The 4109-nt window shown below is 32.9% G+C and carries 4 protein-coding genes; 3 read left to right on the forward strand and 1 reads right to left on the reverse strand.

Annotated elements, in window-relative coordinates; genetic code table 11:
* From ACW2QF_RS05360 to ACW2QF_RS05370, 3 genes are all read left to right on the forward strand, one after another.
* Positions 1-504 (forward strand): hypothetical protein (locus ACW2QF_RS05360; RefSeq protein ID WP_455714964.1); only part of this gene is annotated, 504 nt, incomplete at its 5' end.
* Between the two features lie 166 nt (positions 505-670).
* Positions 671-1066 carry a BlaI/MecI/CopY family transcriptional regulator gene (locus ACW2QF_RS05365; RefSeq protein WP_455714965.1) on the forward strand — a complete coding sequence of 132 codons (396 nt, stop codon included), beginning with the start codon at positions 671-673 and terminating at the stop codon, positions 1064-1066.
* Complete coding sequence (locus tag ACW2QF_RS05370; protein WP_455714966.1) at positions 1047-2600, forward strand: M56 family metallopeptidase; 1554 nt, start codon at positions 1047-1049, stop codon at positions 2598-2600. The genes ACW2QF_RS05365 and ACW2QF_RS05370 overlap by 20 nt, the downstream gene beginning before the upstream one ends.
* A 149-nt stretch (positions 2601-2749) precedes the next feature.
* Here ACW2QF_RS05370 and serS read toward each other — a convergent pair whose 3' ends face one another.
* Positions 2750-4027, reverse strand: a complete 1278-nt coding sequence (gene serS, locus ACW2QF_RS05375) for a serine--tRNA ligase (RefSeq protein ID WP_455714967.1) — start codon at positions 4025-4027, stop codon at positions 2750-2752.
* Positions 4028-4109: the final 82 nt, after the last annotated feature.

Genomic DNA, 4109 nt, shown 5'->3' on the forward strand with positions numbered 1-4109 from the left:
AAATTGACCACGAAGACAATCGCTTTGTGTGGTATTTTCTTAGTATTCACGCTATTGTTTTTATTTCTAGCTGGCAGTATTACGAATATTCAGATGGTTTCTTATTGCTTAAGTTCTATTTTTGTCATTATTATTCTGGAAGAAAGTAATTTACGTGCAGGTATTGCCTTTTATGTAGCATCTTCCTTACTTGCTTTACTAATCCTACCAAATAAATTAGCAATTGTACCATACATCTTATTCTTTGGTCATTATGGAATATGGTATTATTGGTATACGAAAACCCAAAGCAAATATCTTGTACATGCAATAAATTATCTTGTAGCAAATATCGGTATCTTTGCGATCTACTTCACTTGCAAAGAACTGTTTGTTGCAATACGAATTCCTTCTTTTATCTTATTCATACCTATAGTTGAGATTTTCATCTTCTTATTCGATTATATGTATGGAAGATGTTTGTATTATTACAGAAGAGATATACGTTCTAAACTATCAATATAATTTACAGGCTATGTCTTAGGCTGTTGCAAAACTACTTAATTTTGCAACAGCCCCTTTTGTTATATCACCAGTTAAAATATTTCGGTTAAAAATTCCCAAAATAAAAGGTTTACATTTGTCTACCTATATGTTATTATTTGTAACATAATGACATAAGGAGGTTTTTATGGGTAATATTTTCTTATCAGATGGAGAATGGAAACTAATGAAGGCATTATGGAGAAATACTCCAAGTACAATTACACAATTGGTAGCCTTACTGAAAGAAGAAACAAATTGGAGTAAACACACCGTTATTACCATGCTTGGTAGATTAGAAAAAAAAGGTGCCATTGCATATGAAGAAGGTGGTAAAGCAAAGTTATTTTACCCAATTGTGCAAGAATCAGAAGTTACGATCGAAGAAACAAAAGGATTTTTGGATAAAGTTTATGACGGAAGCATTAGTTTATTAGTGAATACCATGGTTGGAAATCAATCTATTACAAAAGATGAACTAGAAGAACTTTATCAAATATTACAGAAAGCCGAGGTGAAAGATCGTGATAGAAATTCTAATTAGTTCTACCTTACTGATTTTGATTATCTATGGTATACGGACTTTCTTAAACGGAAAGATCAATTTACACTTACAGTACGCTCTGTGGCTACTTGTTGTTATTCGATTATTTCCTTTAGGACTAATCATGGGAACAAACCTTCCCAAAATAGAAAGCCCCATTAGCATAATGCAATCAGTTAATCATCTTTATACAAATCTTATAAAATCTGACACCAAGGTAACTACTCCCAAAGAAATTCTATATAATGAAAAAACAGATAACGCTAAAACAGGTGAATTTTCCACTATTGAAGCGAAATCAAGTTATAGAAACTCTACTACTGCAAATACACCATTACTACTAATAATATGGTATATTGGCATGGCTCTTAGTACTTTATGGATGCTATATGTAAATATACGTTTCAAAAGGACAATAAAAAAAGATCGAAGGTTATTAACTACTATAACTTGCAAACTTCCTGTCTATGTCTCATCAAGCATACACTCTCCTTTGTTGTTAATGGTTAATGGTAGATTTGGAATCTATGTTACAGAGTCCTGTTTCGATGATGAAGCAAAAATGGGACATGCTTTAACGCATGAATTATGCCACTACAAACATCTAGATTATCTTTGGTCATTCATTCGATGTATTATAGTAATAACCTACTGGTTTAATCCATTCGTATGGCTTGCAGCCGTATTATCAAAAAGAGATTGTGAACTTTCCTGTGATGCAGCTGCCTTAAAGATATTAGGTGATGAAGAGAGATTCTCATATGGTAGAACAATTCTAGAATTTGTCGCGGTTCATAACGATCGAAGCAATATACTAAATCTTGCAGTCGGTATGTCAGTAAGTAAGCTTGGATTGAAAGAGCGAATACAGCAAATTTCTAAGAAATCAAAGATGATGGTCGGCACTGGTTTAACTATAGTAGTAATCGTAGTACTAGCAATTATAACTACTTTTACTACGCCTCCAAAGAGTAAGGATTTATCAGATTCAAAAAAAAATCACACTATAACAGAAGAAAATAGTACTACAACTACAACAGATACTACGAATGTTTTAAGCAAGTTACTTGATGATGAGGCCCAGACGTTAAGTTTTGGTAATGGGTATTATTATGACGGAGAACAGTTTATAACTCCAGATGGCCCTATTAATAATTTATCTGACTTTACTGATGATAAGATTGTCAATGGATTTTGTGGTTCCATTGTTTGGAGACAAAAAAATCGTGTACTAGGTGATGAATACTCTAAGAATTTTAGTAAATTAGAAGGAGTTACTTCTTGGCTTGAAATTGATGCCACGAAAGAGACTTCCATAACCCTTGATTATTCAACTACTGCAACAACTACAACATTAAAAACTCTATTAGTTTTACCAGATGATACTATTATTGAGCTTAAAAATAATGAAAGTAATACAATAACAATACCTCAAGGAACATCTGAGATTACCATTGTAGCCTTTGATGCTGCTGGTGAAGTGAAGATAACCTTTAGCAATCTAACAGATGATGTAAGTATAGAAAAAAATTAATAAACACAAATAAATTGCAATAAATATTAAAAGACAGATATAAGGAAATATATCGTAAAAGAATAGTTCCAAGAAGATTTATGCCTATTGTAATGTGATAATTGCGATAGACATGTAACTTCTTGGAACTGTTTATTTTTTTAGAGTTATTATTTAATAACTGTCTTTCCACCCATATAAGGTTGTAATGCTTTTGGAATATTAACAGATCCATCTGGATTTAAGTTGTTTTCAAGGAATGCGATTAACATTCTAGGCGGTGCTACTACTGTGTTGTTTAATGTATGAGCAAAATACTTGCCTCTTTCACCAACTACACGAATCTTAAGACGACGAGCTTGTGCATCTCCTAAGTTAGAACAGCTACCAACTTCGAAGTATTTTTGTTGTCTTGGTGACCAAGCTTCTACGTCGATTGATTTTACTTTAAGGTCTGCTAAATCTCCTGAACAACATTCAAGTGTTCTAACTGGAATATCAAGAGAACGGAATAAATCAACTGTGTTTTGCCATAATTTTTCGAACCACATCATACTATCTTCTGGGTTACAAACTACGATCATTTCTTGTTTTTCAAATTGGTGAATACGATATACACCACGTTCTTCAATACCATGAGCACCTTTTTCTTTTCTGAAACATGGTGAATAACTTGTTAGTGTATATGGTAATGAAGTCTCTTGATTGATTGTATCAATGAACTTACCAATCATAGAGTGTTCACTTGTACCGATAAGATATAAGTCTTCTCCTTCGATTTTGTACATCATGGCATCCATCTCAGCAAAACTCATTACACCAGTAACAACATCGCTACGAATCATATAAGGTGGAACACAATAAGTAAATCCACGGTCAATCATAAAATCTCTAGCATAAGAAATAACAGCAGAATGTAAACGAGCGATATCTCCCATTAAATAATAGAATCCGTTACCTGCTACTTTACGAGCACTATCTAGATCAAGACCATTGAATTTCTCCATGATTTCTGCATGATATGGAACTTCAAAATCTGGAACAACTGGCTCACCATAACGTGTAATCTCAACGTTCTCACTATCATCTTTACCAATTGGAACTGATGGATCGATGATATTCGGAATTGTCATCATAATATTCGTGATTTTTTCTTGTAATTCACTTTCTTTTTGCTCTAACTCAGCAAGACGCTCTGACTCAGCAGTAACTTTTTTCTTCAACTCTTCTGCTTCTTCTCTTTTGCCTTGTGCCATTAAACCACCGATTTGTTTTGAAATGGCATTTCTTTCAGCACGAAGAGCATCCGCTTCTTGTTTTGTAGTTCTACTCTCAAGATCAAGGGCAATTACTTCATCTACTAAAGGTAATTTGTTATCTTGGAATTTGTTCTTAATATTTTGTTTTACTACATCTGGATTTTCTCTTACAAATCTTAAATCTAACATAATAGTTCCTCCATATTATAATAATTTAATTCAATAATGTATTCTCATGAATAAGAAACAACACATTCTTTCTACATTTCAG

Source organism: Anaerosporobacter sp. (assembly GCF_965301125.1).